Raw genomic sequence first — 22,266 nt, 5'->3', positions numbered from 1 at the left:
CATGGTAAGGTTCAAGTTTGATTGCTAAAGTCGCCAAGGGGTGCTAAAACCCTTAGAGAGTTAGTTTGTCTCAAAATACAGATGGTAATGCTTGCTGCAGCCTGGGTTGAAAGCAGCCTTGCAATGCGGGCAGGTATTGTTGCTGCTCATGTAGTCCTCGATACTCAGCTCGTTTCCGCAAACTCCACAGAGGATGGCTTTCTGGGCAAACTCTGCCTTTGGCCAAACCTGATGTTCATGATCCGCTTCCTCTTCATGGCAGGAAAAGCAGGGATAGTACTTGTCACAGCACTTGAATTTGATCGCAATGATGTCGAGTTCGGAGTGCCAGTGCACGCAGCGGGTTTGGTTGTCCACGGGCTTGCCAAAGACGTTGATTCCTCGGATCTGGGATACTTTGAGGGGTTCCATTACTTTTTCTTGGGCGAAAGAAAGGAGGGAGGCAAAAAGAAAAAACGACAGGATCGTCAGGAATTTGAGTTTCATGGCTTGGGCTAAAATGAGAAAGCAGGCGCAATTTACGCCTGCTTTCTGTTTTATTTAAAGTGAAACCAAAGTTTCCTGGACTCGGCCGCAGGTAAGCATCTTGCTGCCGAAAAGCGGGTTTTTGATCTCCTCGGAAGCGCTCAGCCAGATCCCGCCGGTGTTTTGGTTGTACATCGGGCAGTGCTGCTGATACAGCGTGCGGTCAGTTCCGGTGATCTTCAGAAATTCTGTGAGCGTGACGCTCAGGGCTTGGAAGTTTTCTCTTTGCGCGGCGAGGACTTCGGATGCCAGCTTTTCTGCCGAAGAACTTGCTTCCTGCTGAAGGCTTTTGAGTTCCTCTGTTCCGGCACTGGCATCAAACTCTTTTAGCGCCGTCACGAGTGCTGCACTCTTCGATGCTGTCGCTGCTTGGTCATCAGCGACCAAGGCGTCCTTCACGGCAAGGTAGCTGTCGATGATCGCAGTGGTTGCCTTGTTTTCTGAGGCTGTGGTGGCGGGAGTTTCGGATTCCTGCCCTGTGGCGTGATCCATGTCATGGCCTTCGTGGGAGTCTGTTTTTCCTCCGCAGGAGAAAAGGACTGCAGAAAGGGCAAGGGCGAAGATTAGGGACTTTTTCATTGTTGTTGTATTTAGGTTTTGTTTATTTTTTGATTTGGATTTTTTCTGCGCCGAGGGTCTGAGTTCCGGCAGATCCCAGAGACAAAGACCCCGGTTATTTCAGATTAATGCTTATGAACGGTTGCTGAGGCAGGTGTGGAGCCGGATAGATTCATCATGGGCTGGCCTTTGAGATAAGTTTGCTTGACTTCCCCACAGCTCAGCATGGAGGTGCCAAAATACGGGTTGGTGATGTCTTTTTTCTCCGAAAGCCAATAAGCTCCCTGATCTCCAAATGCCATCGGACAGTAGTCTTTGTAAACGGCCTCCTTGTTGATGCCAAAGGTCTCTGTCATCTCCAGGATATGAAAGGAAAGCATGGAAAAATGCTTTTTGGCTTCTTCCAGATTGGGGGCAGCGCTGATCTTTTGGCCCGCTTCTTTCATTCCCGCCAGTTGCGTCATCCAAGACTCATGAGCCTGATCTTTCACCAGGGACATATCCACTTGGGAGAGGCTTTGGGAGAAGGAGCTTACCTTCTTTTTTGTCCCTTCCAGATCGTCTTCCACGAGTGCGTTTTTCACTGCGAAATAGGCATCGGCTACTTGGGTGATCTGGGATTTGAATTCCTCCGAAACCTCCATGGTCTTGCTTTCGGGCCGCTTCATCATGCTGTACTGGCCGGAAAGCTGTGCCGATGCATCGATCGCAAAGACGCCGTTGGTGACGATCTCCTCACCGACCACTAGGCCCGACTCGATGGCGTAGTTTTCACCCATCCTTCCGCCGAGCGTAACCTCCCGCATCTCGAAGGCGGGCATGGCCGCATCCTGAACTTTGACATAAACCACCGATCTCTTGCCGGACCATAGGACCGCCGTGCGGGGAACGGAAATTCCCGAGGGATTGGCTTTCCCCTTCGTTTTCACCCTCGCCGTCACAAACATCCCCGGTTTGAGTTTTTGACCGGGATTGTTGATCTCGGCCCGAACTGCCGATGATCGCGTATCGGAGTCGAGCAAGGGATCGATGAAGGAAACCTTGGCCTTAAAGGTCTCGCCAGCCAAGCCAGCCACAGAGAAGGCAATCTCATTTCCCATGCCCAAAGCAGGCAAATCCGCTTCATAGGCATCGAGCAGCACCCAAAGCTTGTCCAGATTGACGACGTTGAATAGCACCTGACCGGTAGTGACATAGTCGCCTACGGCAATATTGCGCTGACTCACCACACCGGATTGGCCGGCAAGGACATCGATTTGATCCCGAACTTTGCCGCCTTGCTCGATCTCGGAGATCTGACTTTCGGTCAGCTTCCAAAGTCGGAGCTTTTCTTTGGCTGCCTCATAGAGTTCAGGAAAGCTGTTTTTGCTTTTGGCCGCCTGCAGCAGTTCACTCTGAGCGGCAAGCAAATCGGGCGAGTAGATCGTCGCAAGTTTTTGTCCGGCCTTTACCTGTTCGCCGGTAAAGGTGACGAAGAGCTTTTCGATCCTTCCCGGGAATTTGGCGGTGACGGAGGCATTTTCGCGTTCATCGGCTTGGATCTTTCCCGTAAGGAAAAGTTCTTCAGACTCGTTGATTCCGCCGATGGTGCTGGTTTGGATCTGTGCCAAAGCGATGGCTTCCGGTGTCATCTCATAAGCGAGCGGATTGGTGGAGTTGCTGGTTTTGGAATCGGCCGGGATCAAATCCATCCCACAAATGGGGCAATCGCCCGGCTCCTCCAGTCTGACCTGCGGATGCATGGAGCAGGTCCAAAGTCCGTCTTCACCGGCTTCCAATGCATGATCGTGGCTCTCGGAGTTAGCGCTTGGCTTGAGCATCCACCCCAGCAATCCGCCGATGAGGAGGGTAATGAGGATCAGAAGAGTTTTATTTTCAAATAGCTTTTTCATAGCGTGTCTTGGTCTATGGGAAGGGTAGAGGCAGTCAATTTTTCAAGCATCAGCAAGCTTTGGTATTGTTTGTTGATTGCGTTGATGCGGCTAAGCTGAAAGGTGTGGAGCTGATGATGGGCGTCGAGGACTTTTTCCATACCCACTTGTCCGGCGGTATAGGAGGTTGCCAGCAGTTCCAGATTTTGCTCTGTGAGCTCGATCTGCTCGGAATAGAGAGCAAGTTTCCGGTTGGCATCCTCCCAGTCACGGAAGGCGTTGGCCCATTCCATGGCGAGCAGGTTTTCGGTTTTTTGGCGATCCAGCATCGTGGCATCGCGTAGCAATTCGGCTTCCTTGATGCGGGCGTTGACCTTTTTCCGATAGATCGGCAGCGTCATGCTCACCATCGGCATCACCATGTCTTGGCCGCCCATCGACATGCCGCTTTCCTGCCTGGCGGTGAAGGGCATGTAGTTGACTCCGGCTCCCAGCATCGGCCTGCCGTCCTGGCGGGCCATCTTGGCCTGCTGCTCATAGGCAGTCATCTCTGCATCGAGCATGGCAAGCATGGGATTGTTTGCTTTGATGCTATCCAGCAAGATGAGTTTGTCCGCTTCCAATTGGATCGGGGAGAAAACCTTGGTAAGGGCGATCCCCTCGCGGATTTCCCGGTTGAGCAGCTTGTTGAATTTGATCTGCTGGGGCTCCAAGTCCGCTTCAAGCTGGGCCAGGGTGTTTTCAAGGCCCTTTTTCTCGATGCGAAGCTGAAGGATGTCGCTCATGGTCGAGCTGGATCCACCCATGGACGAGGAAGACATTCCTGGATTCGTTCCGGTTGAGGAAGGTTTGGCAGCGCCATCATCCATCCCGTTCATACCGGAGGCGGCGCTGCTGGACTTTGCGCTGGGCATTCCTGCCGATCCGGAAGAAGCGGATCCCGCCGAGCCTCCGCTTGCCACTTGATATCGGATCAAAGCCAGTTCCTCATGCTTTTGGAGAAATTCCAGATTTTCGCGGACGATGCTGATTTCTTTGTTGAGTCGGATCATCTCGTACCAGGTCGATTTGACGAGGTACATTAGTTGGTTTTTTTCCTCCAGGAAAAGCTGATATTGCGCCAATGCCATCTGATTGGCCTCCTCTTTTTGGGTTCCGATTGTGCCAAACCAAGGAAACATCTGCATCAGCTGGATGTCGGCCTGTTGGTTTCCCATGTATCGCTCCATAGGCTTGAAGAAAAAGCCGACCTGAAGTTCCGGATCTGGGAGTCCAGGTTGCTTTGTCCTTTCTAGAGTCGCTTCGTACCGGGCATAGGCGGCTTTCAATCCCGGATTGTTTTCCGCAGCAATAATTAGATAATCATCCAGAGTTTGTGAATGTAGGGAGAGGCTAACCATGAATAGGAAAAATCCCCCTAGCCCCCTTAATCCCGATAGCCATCGGGAGGGGGAATTGGCCCCTCGAAGTTTTGAATGTCTAGTTTCCATTTTCGGATGTTTTTAAGTCCTCGGCGAAAGCCTCAGAATTGTTTTTCAGTTTTCTCTCAGCCCACCAGCAGTAGAGGGTAGGCACCAGAAATACGGTGGTGATCTCCAGGACCATTCCTCCAACCGAAGGAATCGCCATAGGAATCATGATATCCGATCCCCGACCTGTAGCCGTGAGCACCGGCACCAAAGCCAAGAGCGTGGTCGCCGTGGTCATCATGCAAGGCAGCACCCGTCTCTTTCCTGCCTCCAATACCGACTGCCGGATTGCTTGGACGGAGTCGGGCTTGTTTTCTTTGAAGCTCTGATCCAGATAGGAGGCAACCACGACCCCGTCATCTGTGGCGATGCCAAAGAGTGCGATAAATCCCACCCAGACGGCCACGCTGAGATTGTAGGTCTTCATCTGGAACAGTTCGCGCAGGTTGCTGCCAAAGAGCGAGAAGTCCATAAACCAGTCCTGACCGTACAACCACAGCATCAGGAATGCGCCGGAAAAGGCCATCGCGATGCCTGAGAAGACAAAGAGGGAAGTGGACACCGCCCGAAACTGGAAATACAAGATCAGGAAGATGACGATCAGACAGAGTGGAACGACGATTCCCAGCCTTTTCTCCGCCCGAACCTGATTTTCGTAGGAACCGGAAAAGGCGTAGCGCACACCGTTGGGTACTTTCAACTCCCCGGAGTCAATCTTTTCCTGCAGGTATTTTTGCGCCTGCTCGACCACCGTCACCTCGGCGAATCCATCCATCTTGTCCAAGAGGACATAGCCTACCAGGAAACTGTTTTCACCCCGAATCATATCCGGCCCCCGCCTGTAGGAGATCGTGACGACCTGACTCAGGGGAATGTAATTTCCCAAAGGCGTGGGAATCTGGAGATTTTCGATGGCATCCGGATCGTCCCGGAATTCACGGGCATAGCGAACCCGAATAGGGAAGCGCTCGCGTCCTTCAACGGTGGTGCTGAGTTTCATCCCGCCGATGGCCGTCTCGATGAAGTCCTGCACATCCATCACGTTCATCCCGTAGCGGGATATTTCATCCCGGTTGATGTCCAGTTCGAGGTAGGGTTTTCCTACAATCCGGTCTGCGAACACCGCTTCTTTTTTCACAGAAGGAACCTCCTTGAGGTACTTTTCCAACTCTAAGCCGAAGCTTTCAATACTTTGAAGATCAGGTCCGTAAACTTTGATCCCCATGGGGGCCCGCATGCCGGTTTGGAGCATGACCAAGCGGGTTTCGATCGGCTGAAGCTTCGGCGAGGAGGTCACTCCCGGAATCTGGATCACCCCGACGATTTCCTCCCAGATATCATCCGGAGATCGGATGTGCTTCCTCCATTGGCGGAAGTATTCCCCATCCTCATCCGCGACCAAATCCTGGATTTGAATCTGATTGGGAGTCATAGTTTCCGGGTCAAAGAGAGCACCGTCTTTCAGCTCGTACTTGCCATCCCTCACTTTGAATCGAAGCCGCTTACCATGTATATCCATGGCGTATTCGCTTTTGTAATTGATGGTGTTTTCAAACATGTTGATCGGGGCGGGGTCGATGGCCGTTTCGGCTCGGCCGGCTTTTCCCACGACCAAATCCACTTCGGGAATCGCTGTCACCAGCATGTCCAGTTGCTGAAGCACTTCCTTGTTTTCCTGCACTCCTGCATGCGGCATGGTGGTCGGCATCAGCAGGAAGGAGCCTTCATTGAGCGAGGGCATAAATTCCTTTCCCATACCGGGAAAAGAATGACTGAGTCCGGACCACAAGCTGCTTGTGCGGATATTGACTCCGACCACATCGAAAGTCCTCGGGAAAATGCCAAAGACCTTCGAGAATCCCAACCAGACGCTGGCTCCCAAGAAAAGCACGAGCAGGGGGAAAAGGATGAACTTGCCCTTGTTGGCAAGGCACCACATCAGGAGTTTTGGATAGATGCGGATAAATCCGGCAAATCCTCCCAAGACTACTCCCAGGAGCAATGCGATAAATAAGAAATTGGTGAAGTGGCTGACAGATACGCCCAGCGGCATCCATTGCACGGTCAGGAGCCAAGTGACAAAAAGAAGGGTTACAGCGATGATAAGGAAGCTTTTGCGCTTTTCGACTTTCTCCGGAAGATGAAAAGCCGCCGTATGGATCAGCCCGTATCCAAAGAGCAAAAGACCGCCCCACATCCATGTCGTAAGCGCGAGCAGGATGCCCAAAGCCATCAGCAGGTAGTTGAGGAACTTTGCATTTTTGGACTTGAAAGCGCGGAGTGAAAAGATCCAATGCGAGAAGGCTGGCATGATCAGGAGGGTGAAGATCACCGCAGAGATCAGCGCAAAGGTTTTGGTATAAGCCAAGGGGCCAAAGAGTTTTCCCTCGGCAGCCTGCAGGGTGAACACCGGAAGAAAGCTGACAATCGTAGTGCTGACAGCCGTCACGATTGCTCCGGATACTTCGGCAGCGGCCAGATAGACGGTTTTGAGTTTGGACTGGCCGGCAGGGGCAGATTCCAGATGTCTGAGGATATTTTCATTGAGGATAATCCCCAGATCGACCATCGTCCCAATGGCAATTGCGATCCCGGAAAGGGCCACAATGTTGGCGTCCACACCGAAGTATTTCATAAAGATGAAGCACATCAGCACGGCCAGGGGCAGCAAGGCCGAGATGAGAAGCGAAGCCCGGAGGTTATAGACCATCACGATGATGACCAGGATCGTCACTAAAATCTGCAGGCTGATCGCTTCGTACAGCGTTCCCAAAGTCTCGTAAATCAAGCCGGTTCGGTCGTAAAAGGGCACCAAGGTGACTTTGGAAACCGTGCCATCGGCCAAGGTTTTGGTGGGAAGACCTTGAGAAAGCAGCTCGATCTCGGCTTTTACGCTTTCAATTACTTGGAGGGGATTGTCTCCGTATCGGGCGATGACCACGCCGCCGACCGCTTCGGCGCCGCTCTTATCCAGAATGCCGGACATGTTTCGGGGCTGAGGGCCGATGTTTACCCGGGCGACGTCCTGGATCCGGATCGGCACATTGTCGGTGACCTTGACCACTGCCTTGTCCAAGTCTGACAATTCCTCGACATAGCCCAGTCCACGGATGAAATAATCCACGCGGTTGACTTCGATCGTGTTGGCGGAGACGTCCAAGTTGGATTTTCGGACGGCTTCCATCACGTCCATCAGCGTCACTCCGTGGGCTTTGAGTGCCGCCGGATCTACATCGACTTGGTATTCTTTGACATAGCCACCCACGGATGCCACCTCGGCCACGCCTTCGACAGCGGTCAGGGCATAGCGCACGTAGTAGTCTTGGACAGTCCGTAATTCGTGGAGATCCCAGCCTCCGGTCGGATTGCCATTTTCATCCCGGCCTTCGAGCGTGTACCAATAGACTTGCCCCAAAGCGGTGGCGTCTGGGCCGAGTTTGGGTTGCACGCCTTCCGGCAAAAGTCCGGCAGGTAGGGAGTTGAGCTTCTCCAAAACCCGGGACCGACTCCAGTAGAATTCGGTGTCCTCGTCGAAGATGATGTAGATGCTGGAAAAGCCAAAGGCTGAGCTGGACCGCACGCTTTTCACTCCGGGAAGTCCGAGGAGCGAGGTGGTCAGCGGGTAGGTGATCTGGTCCTCGACATCTTGGGGAGATCGACCCATCCATTCGGTAAAGACGATTTGCTGGTTTTCCCCGATATCCGGGATGGCGTCGACCGGCACAGGATCTCTTGGGAGAAAGCCTACTTTCCAGTCAAAAGGAGCGGTGACAATTCCCCAGCCGATGATCAGCAGCAGGAAAAGTACCGTCACGAGTTTGTTTTCAAGAAAATACTTGATGATTCGATTAAGCATAAATCTTAGGTTAATGCAGGAAATGGATACCGAATCCATTTGGATCAGGCTCAAGTGCATGCCGGTGCTGGACCGACTACCTAGGATTTAGATCAAGAAGCTCTCAAAAAGTACCGGGTAGTCCCGATGGAGAGGGGGAGTAATGTAGTGTGTGAACTTGGGCTCCTCGGTATCGCTGAGCACCAGAGGGTAAAAGAAAACCTGGACCAATGCCACTGCAAATTGCAGGTCGAGGGAGATTTGCTGTTTTTTCAGCTGGAAATCATCGTCCACGCTTAGGCGTTCAGATGTGTTTTTGCAGCAGGAGTTGGGGTCTTTTTCGAAGTCAGGGCCATTCTCTTCGTGGGCCATTTCCATCTCCATGCCGCAATCCAGATGCGCTGACGAAAAGCCAATCGAGCTCATCATCGCATCGCCCATGCAGAAATGCGTCGTCTTCGCCATCCCGATGGTGGAGAAGAGTACCAAGATGGCAAGCGATATGGAAAACAGCTTTTTCAACGGGATAAATGTACGGAATTTAACTTTGGAAGTTTGGATAGTTCAAAACTATGAAATATGGTATATTCAGTTGTTTTTTTTGGGCTTTCTAACTTTTAACTAACTATGGCAAATACCTACACCCAGATCCATATTCAGGCAGTTGTAGCAACCAAATTTCGGAAGGCCCAGATAGACCCAATTTGGGAGAAAAGGCTTTATGAATATTTGATAGGAATATTTCATGCCTGCCAACACAAGGTTTTGGCTATAAATGGAATGCCGGATCATTTGCATGTACTTTTCGGTTTTCGGCCCACTCAATCGCTCAGTGATTTGATGCAGCAAGTGAAGGCGTCTAGTTCTAAATGGATTAATGAAGAAAGATTGACCCCCTTCAAATTTGCATGGCAAGAGGGATATGGAGCCTTTTCTTATACCAAATCAGATGTGCCGAAGGTAATTCGGTACATTGAAAATCAGAAGGTACACCATGAGAGAAAGCCATTTTTGCCGGAATACAGGAGGATGTTGGAAAACCTGGAGGTAGATTTTGAGACAAAGTACATTTTTAAAGAACCGGAATAGTGTCGTCCCTAGCGGACGTTGGAATGATTCACGGTGTTGCTGTTACCGAGCTGTGGTCCCTAGCGGGACGGCCACCAAATTGGTGTGCAAGAAGATTGCATGCAGCCCATTGGTTGATTAGGCCTGTGCCGTAGGCACAAAAGCTGGGTAGAACCATTTGCCGCCAATTTTGCAAATCCCGTAGGGATGACACATTTCTTTTCAAACGGCTTCGAGATTCTGTCGTCCCTATGGGACTATGGAATCATGCATGTTTCTGTTGTTACCGAGCTTGTGTCCCTAGCGGGACGGCCACCCAATTGGTATGAAGTGAGGTTTTTGCATGCAGCCTATTGGTAGCTTAGGACTGTGCCTAGGCACGACAGCTCGGTAGTTGTGTCGTCCCTATGGGACTTGGATTGGTCAGGTGTTATCTGAGCTACCGAATTTTAGTCCCTAGCGGGACCGCCACCCAATTGGTGCGCAAGAAGATTTTGCATGCAGCCCATTGGTTGATTAGGCCTGTGCCGTAGGTACAAAAGCTGGGTAGAACCATTTGCCGCCAATTTTCCGCGAATCCCGTAGCTGGGTAGAACCATTTGCTAGAATGGTGCGGACCTGTGCCATAGGCACCACAGCTCGGTAGCATAGGTGTATTCCAATTTTTTAAATCTATGGGACTTGGATTGGTCGGCTGTTATCTGAACTACCGAATTTTAGTCCCTAGCGGGACTGAGCTCAATTCCTGATATCCTAAAAATAGGATAGGCAATGGTGCGGATCGGTGCCGTAGGCACAAAAGCTGGGTAGAACCATTTGCCGCCAATTTTCCGCGAATCCCGTAGGGATGACACATTTTTATTTCGGATTCGCAATAAAACCTGCCTTGAGCACAGCCTTCTTGATGTCCTCTGGTTCGAGATCGGCTGTCTCTACGGTCAGGGTCCGGTCGGGATCCTGAAGGTCAACCGACCAAGATTCGATGCCTGTTTGTTCGTTGAGCTTGGGTGTGACCTTTGCCAGGCAGTTGCCACAATTGATATTGGTTTTGAATTTTAGGGTTTTCATTTTTTTAGTAGTTAGTATCAAGATTTTAGTATCAAGACCGGGGACGTTTCTTCCGTCTCCGGTCTTTCCGCTTTTTCAATCCTCAATCGCTTCGATGCCGAGAGCCTTCAGGCGTTCCAGGTGATCTTTCATGGTTTGGAGCTGTTCGGGGCTGTGTCCTTGCCAATCGATGATTTCACCGGAAACCCGAATCGGGTGCTGTGTTCGGTAGGATTTGGTCGGGTTTCCGGAAAATTTCTTGTCGGTCAGGTTGGGATCGTCTTCGATTGGACCCGTGGGCTCGACGACGTAGATCCGGCCTTTGCCTTCACCAAGGGCCAACTCTGCGCCCCAAGTTGCCGCATCCAAAGTGGCGGAGAGATAGACGTAAGCCGCCTTTTTTCGCGAACCATAATTGGAGCTAAAGCCCGGGGAAATCAGATCTCCCGGCTTGAGATCGGCCTTGGTGCCGTGGTAGAAAACTGTATTCTCAGGATCTTCGATGGGATTTTTGTTACTCTTTGATTCCATAATGTTCTTTTTTAAGAGGACTTCGACTTCGCTCAGTCCGATAAGGATGGATATTCGGTCCGTAAATTAATAGGCACGGTGCTCTTCTACCTGCAATTTTTCAATTTTCAAATTTTCCAATCTTACAATGACCTGGTTTTCAACCTCAGACTATTCAGCACCACCGACACCGAGCTGAATGCCATTGCCGCGCCGGCGATCATCGGATCGAGGAGGAAGCCGTTGATCGGATACAGCACTCCCGCCGCAATGGGAATCCCGATCAGGTTGTAGATAAAGGCCCAAAACAGGTTTTGCTTGATTCCATTCACCGTCAGATGCGACAGATGAAAGGCCTGGGGGATCTTTTCCAGATCGGAAGTGATCAGGGTGATCTTGGCCACATCCATCGCGATATCCGAACCGTGCCCCATGGCGATGCTCACATCGGCTTGCGCCAAAGCTTCCGAGTCGTTGATGCCATCGCCCACCATGGCGACGACTTTGCCTTTTTCCTGCAGGCGCTTGACAAATTCCGATTTGTCGGCAGGCATCACTTCCGCCCGAAAGTCGGATATCCCCACTTCCTTGGCGACGGCCGCGGCGGTTTGCCGGTTGTCTCCGGTGAGCATGTAAACTTCCACGCCTGACTTTTGAAGCTGGGCTATGGCAGACTTTGAACTCGGTTTAAGCTGATCCTGAATACCCAAGATGGCCAAGGCTTTCTCCTGATCGGCAAACCAAATCACCGTCTGGGCCTGTTCGCTCCATTCTTTGGCCGTTGTTACCAAGTCATCGGGAAGAGAGATTCGATTTTCCTCCAGGAGATTTCGGTTTCCCACGAAATAGAACACCCCGTCCTTGCTGCCCTTTACGCCCCTTGCCGTGATGCTTTCGAAGTGGTCGAGGGTAGTGGCTTCCACCTTCTTTTCTCTCAGATACTTCACGACCGCATCGGCGAGGGGATGCTCGGACTTGTTTTCTAGGCTTAGGAGGATTGATTTGTAGTCAACTGTCGACAGACCACCGTCGACAGCGGAACTCGACCCCAGTTCGGTGGTCTGTTGACCGTGGACTGTTGACTGATAATTAGCGACCGTCGGTTTCCCTTCGGTAATCGTCCCCGTCTTATCCAGGATAATGGCATTAACCTGATGGCCGAGTTCGAGACTTTCCGCATCGCGGATCAGGATCTGGTTTTCGGCTCCTTTGCCCACACCCACCATGATGGCCGTCGGCGTGGCCAGACCGAGGGCGCAGGGGCAGGCGATGACCAAGACGGAAACCGATGCCAACAAGGCATGTGAAAATGCATTTTCGCCCCCAAAGACCATCCAAACCCCAAACGTCAACAACGCGATTCCGATGACCACGGGCACAAATATTCCCGCGATCTTGTCGACCAACTTCTGCACGGGAGCCTTGCTGCCCTGTGCTTCCTGCACGCGCTGGATGATCTGGGAGAGCAGGGTAGAGGCCCCCACTTTTTCGGCTTCGATCTGAAGACTTCCTTTCTGGTTGATCGTTCCGGCAAAGACTGCGTCGCCGTCTTTCTTTTCGACAGGAACGGGTTCGCCCGAAATCATGCTTTCGTCGATGAAAGAATTTCCTTCGAGCACTTTTCCGTCCACGGGAATCTTTTCTCCGGGCTTGATCAGGATGCGGTTGCCGGGAACGACTTCCCCGATCTGGGTTGGCACTTCTTTTCCATCCTGAATCAAGGTCAAGGTTTTCGCCTGGAGTCCCATGAGCTTGCGCAAAGCGGTTCCGGTGCTGGATTTGGCCCGCTCTTCGAGCAACTTTCCGAAGGAGATAAAGACAATAATCACCGTAGCGGCCTCATAGTAGACATGCGGATGGATACCCCAGCTGTGCCAAAACTCCGGAAACAGCGTGTTGAACACCGAGAAGATAAAGGCGATGCCGGTACTCAGGGCAACGAGCGTGTCCATGTTGGCCTTGCCATGTCGGGCTTGCTTCCAGCCATTGACATAAAAATGCCGGCCGAAAAAGAAGAGAACCGGGATAGCCAGCGCCAGGCTGATCCACTTTCCGGGCTCCCATTCCATAAAAAACATCCCGAGGATAAAGACCGGCAAAGTCAGCAATGCCGCTCCGATTGTCTGCTTTTTGACGGCTTGGTATTTCTTCTCCTGCTCTTCCTGTACGGTTGCCTGCACGTCTTTGGAGCCCAGCACCAGGCCGTAGCCGATGTCGGTCAGGGCTGCATTGAGCTGTCCAGGCGAGGTGCTGTCGTCGTATTCGACCTGGACGGTATTGGTGGCAAAGTTCACGGCGGCGGACTTGACCCCATCGGTGTATTGCAGGATAGTCTCCACGCTGGAGGCGCAGGCAGCACAGGTCATGCCCGTGACCGGAAAGGTTTCCTTCTGGGTTTTGCCGGTGTTTTGTGCGGTATTTGTGTTTGCTGCTTCCATGCTTGCGGATTGATGATACAAAATTGACACCGAAGCGACAGAAAAGTCTTACAGGATTTTGGGAGAGTTTTATAAGATTTTGTGTCTCGACAAGCTCGACAACCTTGATCTTTCGACCGCAGAGGTGCAGAAATCGCAAAGATTGGGCAAAAGGGAAACTAGATCCTGAATTGGAGAGATGGAATTACTCATTCAAAAATTGGAGCCTTCCAAAGTTGAAAAAAGTGGGGAATGAATTTCTACCAGAATTGGGAAAATACTCGTTGATTTGGCAAACAGAAGTATTTTTTCCTTTTAATCCCCGAAGCCATGAAGGAGTTTTTACAACGCTTTTTCGAGTACAATCACCAGATCAATCAATTGCTGGGTGCCAGGTTTCAGTCCTATGACTATCAAATGGATCAGGAAATCATCCGTCTGGCAACTCACCTGATCAATGCCCATCAGATCTGGATCGAGCGGATTGAAGGAAATATCACCTTGAAAAATCCCTGGGAGGATTTTCCCATTGAAAGTTTTCATTCCCGAAACGAGGCTTTATACGCGAAGACCTTGGAGATCTTAGAGACAACTGACCTGGATTCTAAGATTTCTTTCCATAGCTTTTCCGGGGCAGCCTTTGAAAAAAAGGCCTCAGACATCCTGATTCATATCGTCAACCATGCCACCTATCACCGGGGCCAATTGGCTTCGCTGATGCGTAAAACCGGATTAGAACCTGTGTCCTCGGACTATATTCACTGGGCTCAGGGGTAAACATAGTATTACAAACCCTAGGGTAGAGCTTTGGAATTGCCAATTTAAAAGAGCTGAAAGCTTTCGGGAGTGGTGGAGGACTGAGTGCCCTAGCGGCGTAGTCGCACCTCGCTAACTTAACAGTTGGCGAGGCCGTCTACTCAATTGGCTGTTCGCCCTTTTTCTCAGTATGTAATTTGTCCGTTCATTTCGGTCTGTCTTGGTGCGTTGGCTTGGTGGCTCTTTTGCAAAACTTGGTTTTAGCGTGGGCTTGTGCGGTTTTGCAAATGTGCCATCAATAGCGTTGGCTATGCGTTTAGTCTGTTACCAAATGTTTGTTTTAAGTCGTTAATTACTAAGTTAAATTTCCCGTCAAATTTTTTATTTATGTCGTCATACGAGCCGATTAGTCTTTCGTAAATCGGGTTTCCAAAAATGTCTTTTTCGTCAATGCTACGTTTGGAAGCGAGGTTGGAAGCAAAAATGTCTTTGATTTTTTTCAGCACAACTATTTGTTCGTCTGTAAAGTCGTAAGTATGTATGTAGGAAAGATAGTTTTTCTCGATACGTTCTTTTGGTGTAGGGATTTTCTTTTTACCTAAGGCGTGAAGTAAAAAGTCCCAAGCCGAACCTTCGGGGAAGTCATACATTTTTTGTAAATGTCCTTCGTCCAAAAAGGTGTTGGGTTTGCTTAACCAGTCAAGCAGTTTAGCCATTTCTTCATCTGTTGGCTGATAGTCGGCTTGTTCGGCTTTTGTTTTCAAGTCTGCCATTACAGGTTCTTGTGTTTTCTTCAATTCTTCTTCAAATATCCGTTTGGCTTCTTCAATAGGAATATTGTCTTTAACGATAATTGAATCTCCGTGAATTTCTACTCGCTGAATTAAATGAGCAGGGTCGGGATTGTCAATGAGAAAATAGTCGCCTTTGGGTTGTGGTGTTCCTGGTACTTTTGGTTTTTGGTCGCCTGGTTTTACAACTTTCTTGTTTTCTTTTAGCGTACCTTTTCCGTTGTCTTCCATTCGTCTGCACAAACCAACAAAGTCTAAAACGGTAAAACTGAATTTGCCTGTTTTTGGGTCAAGGCGTGTGCCACGACCAACCATTTGAATGTATTTGCCAACCGATTTTGTAAGTCCTGCAAATGCAATGTAACGAACGCAAGGAATGTCAACACCTGTGCTTAATATGTCCACCGAAGTAACTACATACGGTTTTTGATACGGCTTTTTAAACCACGCTTTAAGCGTTTCGTTTAGTTCGTTGTTTTCTGAAATTACTGCTTCTGCGTAATACGGTTTTTCGGAAAGGTCTTTTTCAAAAACTTTATTTACAGCTTTTGCTAACTCAATACAATGTGCCTGACTAACGCCAAACAGAATTACCTTCTCTCCGTATTGCGTATTCTTTTTGAGCTCTTCTGCAATGCGTAAACAGTTTTCTTCTGAAATGAATTTGCGGTTGAGTTGTTCTAATTTCAGTTTCTTTTCTGCACCTAATGCAATGATGTATTTTTCTTTTGGTTCTAAAACGTGGTCAAACGAAATTCCGTCTTCTTCTGCTTCTTGTATCAATGAAGAAAGCAACTCAATAGGCTTGTATGGGGCGAGAAAACCTTTGCTAATTCCCCTGTCCATATCAAATTGAAAATCGGGTTCACCTGTTTCGCAACCAAATAGTTTGTAAGTATCAATGATTGCCAAATCTTCTTCGTCCACTTCTGTTCCTTCTTTGGGTGTGGCTATTCTTGGTGTGGCGGTTAAACCCACTCTCGGGCAAAGAAAATGGTCAAAGATTAGTTTTCTGTTTACGTTTATGCTTCTGTGGCACTCGTCCACAATGATTAAATCGTAAAAGTTGGAAGGTAAATCGCTGTGGATTAGTTCTAAGGTGTCAATTACTACTACGTGAATGCTGGCGTGTTTTCTTGCTCTGAAATTTGAAGTGGTTATCCAACTGCTGGTATGTTCTCGGCTGATTAAAGCGAAACCATCATCAACCGATTGTTTGGCTAACATTCTTCTGTCCACCACAAACAAAATGCGTTTGCACAAACCGCTTCCCAATAATGCTTTTACCAAGGCTACGGCTGTTCGGGTTTTGCCCAAACCTGTTGCCATATGGATAAGCATTTTTTGTTTGCCTGCTTTGTAGTTTTCTATGATTGTGCGAATACATTGCAATTGGTAATAGCGTTCTTTTCCAATGCTTGGGTCAAAACCGCCTGCAATGGTGGTATCAATGGTAATTTCTTTGTTGGAAGCAATTTTTTTCTGTTGCTCAATTTTGAGCTTCATTTCTTCCAAGCTCATAAAGTTAGTTATTTGCTTAAACTCTCCTGCGTCTAAGCCTTTCCAAGCATTGTCGTAAAACAAAATGCGTTCGGCACTGCAAGCATACAGAAAACGGGGTTTGAGTAAATGCGTAACTACAGTACGCAATTTCAACAAGTCTTTATTTTCCTTGTCCAGATTGTTTTCTATAACGGCTATAACTTCACCGTTCAAATCTTGCAAAACAATATCGGGCCGAATGTTTTTAAGATTGCCGTAATCCTTTTTCAGGTTTTCTGAAATATCATAAATAGGCTGATACAATAAAGTATCACCAACTTTCCAGCCGTATTCATTTACTAACCGTTGTATGATTGGTAAATCGGTAGAAGTGGCTTCGTTAATTTTCTTGCTCATCTTCTACTAATTCTTTTTTAGGTTCACCAAATTCAACACCCCAAACATCTGCCAATATTTGGTTGATTTTCATTTGGGCTTCAGTTTTCATTTTGCGTAAGCCTTCAATAATTTGCGTTTTAGCTCTTAATTCAGAAATAACTTTACGTTGAATAGGAATATCACCTAAAAACGGAACTTTAAAATCCATCATATAGCCTTGTGAAACTTTTACCATTGAAGGCGAGGCTCCTTCAGGGACATTGCCAAAGTAGTCTCTTCCTAACTTTGAATTAAAGCATAAGACGGCAAATTCTGGTAGTATCATTACTTCATTAAATTCTACTCTTGTTAATAGATCTGGAAACCCAACTTCCTTTGATTCCTCAATTGCAATTGCAGCCAAAGCAACTAATTCTTTTGTGTTACCCCTACTGTAGAAAAAATCACCTTTTTTTACGTAGAATTTGCCAATATCAGGTCTTGTCTCATCCGTATATTTTGCTTTGCTAAAATCAATAGTGCCATTTTGTAAACAACTAAGAGATAATATAGCTTGATTACCTCCTTTACATACCGGAGACCATCCATTTTTTGTTTCTAATATGGCATTTCCAATAGGTTGCAAATTGGCATTTAAGATATATTCGGAAATATCAATACTCCAGTTAGAAAAAATTTTCTCCGCCCCTTCAATTATCGCTTTTTGCTTTTCAATTTGAGAAACAATGGCGTTTTGTTCGTCAAGAGAAGGCAAGGGGATTTCCCAGTCTTCCATATCTTCAAACTTAAAGTTCATACGCACTCCACCATTGGCTTTGTCGTTTACATAATCCAAAAAGCCTTTACTTTCAAATAGGGCATCTAAATATTTTGGGTTTAGTTCATCTTCCTTGCAAGCAAAAACAATGTATGCACCGCTTATTATTTGGTTGTCGTAATCGTTGGTGTTTAATCCAATGCTACCCACATTTATTCTGTATGGGTTGTAGCAAAATTCATTTTTAGCCACTACAAAATAGCTTTGGTTGGTTTCTTCGGCTTGTAGTTTTTCATTAAGGAAAATGCCAATTTCATTGCTTACGCCAAGCACTTTGTAATTTACATCAGGGTTTTTGTTGGGCTTTATTTTGTTTTCATTCAATATCAAATAGTCTTTCAATTTAACCATTGGATATTTTGCACCGCTTTTCAAAATTTCTTTAATTACATTCAACTCTTTATGTTTTGCAATAAGGTTGTTGTCCAAATTGCTTACATATTCTCGGGCAATGTCGGCTTCCAGTGCATTGGTAGGGTTTAGTTTTACGAGATAGGGTAAAATGTTTTCGGGTTTGCCGTTATTCAGTTTTTTATAAACATCTTCCAAAGTAGTTGCACCGTTTGGCTGAATGTGTTTGAGTGCTTCTGTCCATTCCGCAATTTGGCTGTCGCTAATGGTGCTTTTGTAATTGGCAAGGTTAAACGAATAGTTGTGTGCCTTGTCAATGCGTTTGGCAATTTCGTTTTGTATGCGGTTTTCCAGCATTTGGTCAAAGGTTTTCAGTTCCATTGACTTGACGGCTTCCGTAGCTTTTTTGGCTTTTATCTTTTTGTCAAGGTCGGCTTCTTTTTTCTCCCGTTCTATTTTGCCTTTGGCTTCCATATCGGCACGGGTTTCCGTGCGGATTTTCTCTTTTACGCGTGGGTCAAGTGTTTTAATCCATTCGGCAGGAATACAAAATTGATTTTTTGTTTCGGGCGGTTGCTTGCCGTGTTTTACATATTCGTGCCAAAGCGTTAAACATTGAATGAGTTGATTTCCTTTTTGCTCTTTGCGGTTGGTTCCCATAGTGTAACCATCGTTGGTTATTTTGTAAAACCAAGTCCAGTCGGTTTTTCCGCCTTTTTCAAAAATGAGAATAGAAGTTTTTGGGCCTTGTCCGCTTTTGCTTACAAACAAACCTTGTGGAAGAGAAATAACTGCTTTCAATTGTGCTTCGTCCAAAAGCATTTTACGCAAAGCCTTTGCACTAAACTGTTCCCAAGTATGAAAACCTTCTGAAACAACTACTGCACATATTCCACCTGCTTTTAGTTGCTCAAACATCAGTTTCACAAACAAAATAGTGGTTTCCGATTCTTTGGAATATTCGCCCCAAACATCAGGATAACTCTCTTGGTCACGTTGTGCGCCAAAAGGCGGATTAGCCAAAATAACCGATTTACTTTCGTGGTCGGTTACGGGTCTGTATTTCGCCAAACTGTCGCCTTGCTCAATGTTGGCAGGGTTTAAGCCGCGAACATAAAAGTTGATAGCCGCCATTTTGCGAATCATTCCCAAATATTCAATACCTGTTACACCAGTTCTGTAAAACTGTGTGGTTTGTTCAATGCTTGGAAAATCTAATTGATTGAACTTAAAATATTCGTCAAACCAAGCCGATAATTCGGAATGAGCTTTTTCGCCCGGCCATTCACGGTCGGGGTCAACTCTTCGCATTACAAATTCAAAAGCGTCAAACAAGAAACCACCCGTACCGCAAGCAGGGTCAAAAATTATGTCGTCAAAAGTCGGCTCAATCATAGCCGTCATAAATTGTCGAATGTGGTCGGGTGTGCGGAATAGTCCAACATCTTTTGTTCCACCTGTTTCACTCAAAGCCGATTCAATGGCATCGCCCAAAAGGTCGGTTTTCAATAGTCTTGCTTCTTCAATGTCGTTGGCAACAATGCTGATTACTTCGCCAAGGTTTCCGCTGTTTACGTTGTTGGTGAAATTGGAATTACTGAAAACTTCTTCTATCAAAACCAATTGGTCTTGTACTTTCTGCGGAAGGTTTCCTTCAAAGACTTGTCTTGCACTGTGCAAAATGCTTGAATAGAAAGGAAAAAAGTTGTCGTTGAGTTCAGATAAAATTTGGTCGTTTGAAACGGTCGGCAAATAAGAGAACAAACGGTTTTCGTTTGTTTCTTCGAATGCATCAGCACCCTTTTTAGGATTTTTCCATTTGTACTCAGCCGAAAAGAGTTTGCGAAGCGGTTTAAATTCTTCGTCTTGTTTGATTTTGGTTTCAAAAATCCGCAGCAATAAAAGTTCAATAATGTATTCAACTCGTTGAACAGGCGTACCAGCAGGTCGTAATTTGTTATGTAGCTTTTTTAAAGCATTGTTTGTTTTATTGTCTGCGTAATGTACTGTCGAACGTCCCATATAATTTATAAAGTCTCAAAGTTAATATTTTAAAGTCCGCTTACCTGTTAAATCACTGTCCGCTTGTCAGGGTGGTGGGTGGGCTTGGGTGCGGTTGGGCAAAATAAAATGTGCTGCAATTTGTGTCGGCTTGTGGGTGGCATTGCAGCTCTTTTTATTTTGCGAAGGAATGGCATTTTGTCTGTCCTTTTTACTGTTCGTTTATTGTCGGTTGTGTCGTTTTTTAAGCTGAGTGCTAACTTGTTCATACCCATACCTTTTTGATCTCTTCCTACCTGATTTGCTAGAGCATAAGCCCCTTCACGAACTATTGCCTTAGAGATAATCCCAAAATTTTTCCCCTTGAATCTGAGTGAAGATATGTTTTAGTTCATGGTCCGGCAAGAGAAACAGGGGAGGGAAGAAAAATTATTTCGTTTTTCGGGTTTTTTGGATTGGGATTTCCCATCAGAGTTGGGCGTGATTCGGATTACAAATCCTAAGCTAGGGCATCGGAGTTACAAATCCCGATCAGCTAATTTATCCTCACAACCCTTCAATCATAACATCCGCTTAACGGCCAGTTCATCTCTGCTTGGCAATTTGTGGGTTATGACAAATCCGCTTCTATTTCAGCTTCATTTCCTTTTTCTGAGCTTTTTCGGGCAGCTTTCCGTCTCCCAGGATTGGGAGGAATACGAAAAAGCGGCACTCCAAAATCCCCTTCGTACCTTCGAGGAACTCACCTCTGCAGTCGAGAATTCGGCTGACCTCAGTCCGCTGGAATTCGGAAGAATCCAGTCGCTTCGTGGCAGGCTTCTGATGGATTTTGGTATGTTTCAAGAGGCCAACGTCACGCTGTACGAAGCGGAGGAATTGTTGAAAAACAGCGGCTGTAGTCCTTGCTTGGGTAAAAATCACAATTACCTCGGAGAACTTTTCTACAAGATCAAAGGTGTGCAGGCGGCGTTGGAGCGGCATCGGCTGGCCTTGGATATTTTTCTGGAAGCGGGAGATCAGGAGCAGATCGCCAAGACGAGGGGCTTTATCGGGACGATGTATGAAAAGCAGGGAGACTATGCGCAGGCGATCCAGTTTCAAAAGCAGGCGCTGGGACAGGTGCAAGATCTGCGTCCAAGCTATACGGCGGCTTTTATCCTCGAAAATCTGGGAAGCATCTACGAGGATCTGGAGCAGTACGACTCTTCAAGGCTTTACTTTTCCCAGGCTTTGGAACTGCATCTCGCACTCCGCGATAGCACGCACCTGCCCGGCAACTACAACAATCTGGGCGACGTGGAGCGGAAGACGGGGAATTATCCTGCAGCGCTCGAATTGAGTGAAAAGGCCAGACAGATCAGCCTAAGCCTCGGCAGTCTCTTCCAGCAACAAAGCGCACTGGTTGATCTATCGAAATCCCACGCGCTGATGGGAAACTGGGATCGGGCGTATCAGATATTGGAGGAGGCCAGACAACTGGATGAGGAGATTTTCTCACAGGAGACGGCCCGACAGACTTCCGTGCAGGAGATTCAATACCGCCTGCATCAGCAGACTGCTCAGATTCGGCAGCTGGAGCGCGAGGCGGATTTTCAGTCCATATTTCGGGTGATGTTACTGTCTTTGGTCCTACTGCTGGTAGGACTTGGGCTCTTGATTTTCAACCGGCAAAAGCTGAAGATCCGGAGTGGAAAGGCGCTTCTGGAGCAGCAGGACAAGCTACTCCAGATCAAGGAGCGGCTGATCGCCACCGAAAAGGAAAACATCAATTTGCTGGAAGCCCGCATGGCCGTTGAGGTGGACTCGCATTCCAAGGCCCTGACCGCGCAGACGGTGCACCTGCTGGAGAAAAACCAGATGCTCGAGAAGATCCGCGAAAAGCTCAAGAAGACGCTGGACGAGGAGGCCAAAGACCAGAAGAAGCGAATCCGGAATCTGATCAAGCAGATCGATTACAATTTTGTCCAGGACGCAGACTGGGAGGATTTCAAAAGCAGCTTCGAAAAGGTGCATCAGGATTTTTTCAAATCGATCAACAAAGGCGAAAAGGAACTCTCTCCCGCGGAGGTGAAACTTGCCAGTCTGATCCGGATGAATCTAAGCTCAAAGGAGATCGCTTCCACACTGGGGATTTCTCAGGAAAGTCTGCGGATTTCCCGATATCGACTGCGAAAGAAACTGGGTTTGGCAAAAGGCGAAAGTCTCCAGAATTACATCCTGTGTATATGAGTCACAATTTGTTAACTCCTTTTTAACACATTGTAAGTAATTGATAAACAGGATGATGAAATCGGTTTGGGTTTTTTTGTTTTCGTTTTGTTAACGCCCCGAAACCCGCTTGTTGCCCAATTGCTAACGCCATATTCTAG

At 47.8% G+C, this 22,266-nt stretch carries 14 protein-coding genes; 3 read left to right on the top strand and 11 right to left on the bottom strand.

Translation table 11 applies throughout. The features are described from left to right. Positions 1-60: 60 nt before the first annotated feature. From ABD031_RS05455 to ABD031_RS05430, 6 genes are all read right to left on the bottom strand, one after another. Positions 61-486: a CHY zinc finger protein gene (locus ABD031_RS05455; RefSeq protein ID WP_343849247.1), complete on the bottom strand. Its 426-nt coding sequence runs from the start codon at positions 484-486 to the stop codon at positions 61-63. A 54-nt stretch (positions 487-540) separates the two neighbouring features. Beyond that, a complete protein-coding gene (locus ABD031_RS05450) occupies positions 541-1,104 on the bottom strand; it encodes a DUF3347 domain-containing protein (RefSeq protein ID WP_343849245.1) in 564 nt (187 codons plus the stop codon). Between the two features lie 104 nt (positions 1,105-1,208). After that, positions 1,209-2,975: an efflux RND transporter periplasmic adaptor subunit gene (locus tag ABD031_RS05445; protein ID WP_343849243.1), complete on the bottom strand. Its 1,767-nt coding sequence runs from the start codon at positions 2,973-2,975 to the stop codon at positions 1,209-1,211. Continuing rightward, positions 2,972-4,354: a TolC family protein gene (locus tag ABD031_RS05440; protein ID WP_343849241.1), complete on the bottom strand. Its 1,383-nt coding sequence runs from the start codon at positions 4,352-4,354 to the stop codon at positions 2,972-2,974. Before ABD031_RS05440 ends, ABD031_RS05445 begins: the two co-directional genes overlap by 4 nt. Positions 4,355-4,433: 79 nt before the next feature. Further along, entirely contained in the window at positions 4,434-8,279 is a 3,846-nt protein-coding gene (locus ABD031_RS05435; RefSeq protein ID WP_343849239.1) for an efflux RND transporter permease subunit, read from the bottom strand. An 87-nt stretch (positions 8,280-8,366) separates the two neighbouring features. Continuing rightward, a complete protein-coding gene (locus tag ABD031_RS05430; RefSeq protein ID WP_343849237.1) occupies positions 8,367-8,780 on the bottom strand; it encodes an HYC_CC_PP family protein in 414 nt (137 codons plus the stop codon). 105 nt (positions 8,781-8,885) lie between these two features. Between ABD031_RS05430 and tnpA the strand changes: the two genes are divergently transcribed. Next, positions 8,886-9,347 carry an IS200/IS605 family transposase gene (tnpA, locus tag ABD031_RS05425; RefSeq protein WP_343849235.1) on the top strand — a complete coding sequence of 154 codons (462 nt, stop codon included), beginning with the start codon at positions 8,886-8,888 and terminating at the stop codon, positions 9,345-9,347. Positions 9,348-10,184: 837 nt separating this feature from the next. Here tnpA and ABD031_RS05420 read toward each other — a convergent pair. The 3 genes from ABD031_RS05420 to ABD031_RS05410 form a co-directional block, all read right to left on the bottom strand. After that, positions 10,185-10,394: a heavy-metal-associated domain-containing protein gene (locus ABD031_RS05420; protein WP_343849233.1), complete on the bottom strand. Its 210-nt coding sequence runs from the start codon at positions 10,392-10,394 to the stop codon at positions 10,185-10,187. Between the two features lie 75 nt (positions 10,395-10,469). Beyond that, on the bottom strand, positions 10,470-10,904 hold the full coding sequence (arr, locus tag ABD031_RS05415) for an NAD(+)--rifampin ADP-ribosyltransferase (protein ID WP_343849231.1): 435 nt from the start codon (positions 10,902-10,904) through the stop codon (positions 10,470-10,472). A 122-nt stretch (positions 10,905-11,026) separates the two neighbouring features. Then, a complete protein-coding gene (locus ABD031_RS05410; protein WP_343849229.1) occupies positions 11,027-13,321 on the bottom strand; it encodes a heavy metal translocating P-type ATPase in 2,295 nt (764 codons plus the stop codon). Between the two features lie 309 nt (positions 13,322-13,630). Between ABD031_RS05410 and ABD031_RS05405 the strand changes: the two genes are divergently transcribed. After that, complete coding sequence (locus ABD031_RS05405) at positions 13,631-14,077, top strand: DinB family protein (protein ID WP_343849227.1); 447 nt, start codon at positions 13,631-13,633, stop codon at positions 14,075-14,077. A 287-nt stretch (positions 14,078-14,364) separates the two neighbouring features. On the opposite strand, the gene ABD031_RS05400 is transcribed toward ABD031_RS05405, so the two are convergent. Continuing rightward, entirely contained in the window at positions 14,365-16,746 is a 2,382-nt protein-coding gene (locus tag ABD031_RS05400; RefSeq protein WP_343849225.1) for a DEAD/DEAH box helicase family protein, read from the bottom strand. Further along, positions 16,730-19,918 (bottom strand): N-6 DNA methylase, encoded by a 3,189-nt coding sequence (locus ABD031_RS05395; protein ID WP_343849223.1) that lies wholly within the window; start codon positions 19,916-19,918, stop codon positions 16,730-16,732. The genes ABD031_RS05400 and ABD031_RS05395 overlap by 17 nt, the downstream gene beginning before the upstream one ends. Before the next feature lie 591 nt (positions 19,919-20,509). Between ABD031_RS05395 and ABD031_RS05390 the strand changes: the two genes are divergently transcribed. Next, positions 20,510-22,126 carry a tetratricopeptide repeat protein gene (locus ABD031_RS05390; RefSeq protein ID WP_343849221.1) on the top strand — a complete coding sequence of 539 codons (1,617 nt, stop codon included), beginning with the start codon at positions 20,510-20,512 and terminating at the stop codon, positions 22,124-22,126. Positions 22,127-22,266 lie beyond the last annotated feature (140 nt).

The organism is Algoriphagus jejuensis, from assembly GCF_039523455.1.
GTDB lineage: Bacteria > Bacteroidota > Bacteroidia > Cytophagales > Cyclobacteriaceae > Algoriphagus > Algoriphagus jejuensis.
This window is presented reverse-complemented; position numbering and strand designations above follow the sequence as displayed.

Excerpts from the sequence above, each read along its gene's own strand:
- ABD031_RS05395 (WP_343849223.1), bottom strand. The coding sequence starts at position 19,918 with ATGGGACGTTCGACAGTACATTACGCAGACAATAAAACAAACAATGCT.
- ABD031_RS05410 (WP_343849229.1), bottom strand. The coding sequence starts at position 13,321 with ATGGAAGCAGCAAACACAAATACCGCACAAAACACCGGCAAAACCCAG.
- ABD031_RS05450 (WP_343849245.1), bottom strand. The coding sequence starts at position 1,104 with ATGAAAAAGTCCCTAATCTTCGCCCTTGCCCTTTCTGCAGTCCTTTTC.
- ABD031_RS05455 (WP_343849247.1), bottom strand. The coding sequence starts at position 486 with ATGAAACTCAAATTCCTGACGATCCTGTCGTTTTTTCTTTTTGCCTCC.
- ABD031_RS05445 (WP_343849243.1), bottom strand. The coding sequence starts at position 2,975 with ATGAAAAAGCTATTTGAAAATAAAACTCTTCTGATCCTCATTACCCTC.
- tnpA (WP_343849235.1), top strand. The coding sequence starts at position 8,886 with ATGGCAAATACCTACACCCAGATCCATATTCAGGCAGTTGTAGCAACC.
- ABD031_RS05435 (WP_343849239.1), bottom strand. The coding sequence starts at position 8,279 with ATGCTTAATCGAATCATCAAGTATTTTCTTGAAAACAAACTCGTGACG.
- arr (WP_343849231.1), bottom strand. The coding sequence starts at position 10,904 with ATGGAATCAAAGAGTAACAAAAATCCCATCGAAGATCCTGAGAATACA.
- ABD031_RS05440 (WP_343849241.1), bottom strand. The coding sequence starts at position 4,354 with ATGGTTAGCCTCTCCCTACATTCACAAACTCTGGATGATTATCTAATT.
- ABD031_RS05405 (WP_343849227.1), top strand. The coding sequence starts at position 13,631 with ATGAAGGAGTTTTTACAACGCTTTTTCGAGTACAATCACCAGATCAAT.
- ABD031_RS05420 (WP_343849233.1), bottom strand. The coding sequence starts at position 10,394 with ATGAAAACCCTAAAATTCAAAACCAATATCAATTGTGGCAACTGCCTG.
- ABD031_RS05400 (WP_343849225.1), bottom strand. The coding sequence starts at position 16,746 with ATGAGCAAGAAAATTAACGAAGCCACTTCTACCGATTTACCAATCATA.
- ABD031_RS05390 (WP_343849221.1), top strand. The coding sequence starts at position 20,510 with ATGACAAATCCGCTTCTATTTCAGCTTCATTTCCTTTTTCTGAGCTTT.